Raw genomic sequence first — 1,731 nt, forward strand, 5'->3', positions numbered from 1 at the left:
GGGTGGCTGGTCGTTGTTTGAGAACTGCACAGTGGACGCGAGCATCTGTGGCCAAGTTTTTAAGGGCGCACGGTGGATGCCTTGGCACCAGGAACCGATGAAGGACGTGGGAGGCCGCGATAGTCCCCGGGGAGTCGTCAACCAGGCTTTGATCCGGGGGTTTCCGAATGGGGAAACCCGGCAGTCGTCATGGGCTGTCACCCACTGCTGAACACATAGGCAGTGTGGAGGGAACGAGGGGAAGTGAAACATCTCAGTACCCTCAGGAAGAGAAAACAACCGTGATTCCGGGAGTAGTGGCGAGCGAAACCGGATGAGGCCAAACCGTATGCGTGTGAGACCCGGCAGGGGTTGCGTATACGGGGTTGTGGGATCTCTCTTTTACGGTCTGCCGGCCGTGAGACGAGTCAGAAACCGTTGATGTAGGCGAAGGACATGCGAAAGGTCCGGCGTAGAGGGTAAGACCCCCGTAGCTGAAACATTGACGGCTCGTTTGAGAGACACCCAAGTAGCACGGGGCCCGAGAAATCCCGTGTGAATCTGGCGGGACCACCCGCTAAGCCTAAATATTCCCTGGTGACCGATAGCGGATAGTACCGTGAGGGAATGGTGAAAAGTACCGCGGGAGCGGAGTGAAATAGTACCTGAAACCGTGTGCCTACAAGCCGTGGGAGCATCCTTGTGGTGTGACTGCGTGCCTTTTGAAGAATGAGCCTGCGAGTTTGCGGTGTGTTGCGAGGTTAACCCGTGTGGGGTAGCCGTAGCGAAAGCGAGTCCGAATAGGGCGTTTCAGTAGCACGCTCAAGACCCGAAGCGGAGTGATCTAGCCATGGGCAGGTTGAAGCGGAGGTAAGACTTCGTGGAGGACCGAACCCACCAGGGTTGAAAACCTGGGGGATGACCTGTGGTTAGGGGTGAAAGGCCAATCAAACTCCGTGATAGCTGGTTCTCCCCGAAATGCATTTAGGTGCAGCGTCGTGTGTTTCTTGCCGGAGGTAGAGCACTGGATAGGCGATGGGCCCTACCGGGTTACTGACCTTAGCCAAACTCCGAATGCCGGTAAGTGAGAGCGCGGCAGTGAGACTGTGGGGGATAAGCTCCATGGTCGAGAGGGAAACAGCCCAGAGCATCGACTAAGGCCCCTAAGCGTACGCTAAGTGGGAAAGGATGTGGAGTCGCACAGACAACCAGGAGGTTGGCTTAGAAGCAGCCACCCTTGAAAGAGTGCGTAATAGCTCACTGGTCTAGTGATTCCGCGCCGACAATGTAGCGGGGCTCAAGCGTACCGCCGAAGTCGTGTCATTGCAGCAATAGGGCCAACGCCTGCTGTGATGGGTAGGGGAGCGTCGTCTGCCGGGTGAAGCAGCCGCGTAAGCGAGTTGTGGACGGTTGACGAGTGAGAATGCAGGCATGAGTAGCGATTCACACGTGGGAAACGTGTGCGCCGATTGACTAAGGGTTCCTGGGTCAAGCTGATCTGCCCAGGGTAAGTCGGGACCTAAGGCGAGGCCGACAGGCGTAGTCGATGGATAACCGGTTGATATTCCGGTACCCGCTGTGAAGCGTCAAACATCGAACCCATTAATGCTAAGGCCGTGAAGCCGTCCTGGAGCCTTCGGGCAAAGGGAAGTGGTGGAGCCGCTGATCCAAGGTGGTAGTAGGTGAGTGATGGGGTGACGCAGGAAGGTAGTCCATCCCGGGCGGTGGTTGTCCCGGGGTAAGGGTGTAGGC

At 57.3% G+C, this 1,731-nt stretch carries 1 rRNA gene (only partly in view); it reads left to right on the forward strand.

The window, feature by feature from the left end:
* Positions 1-49 precede the first annotated feature (49 nt).
* Positions 50-1,731: ribosomal RNA gene (locus ABZ642_RS46340) — 23S ribosomal RNA — on the forward strand; it runs 1,491 nt beyond the window's last position.

Source organism: Streptomyces sp. NPDC007157 (genome assembly GCF_040634235.1).
GTDB lineage: Bacteria > Actinomycetota > Actinomycetes > Streptomycetales > Streptomycetaceae > Streptomyces.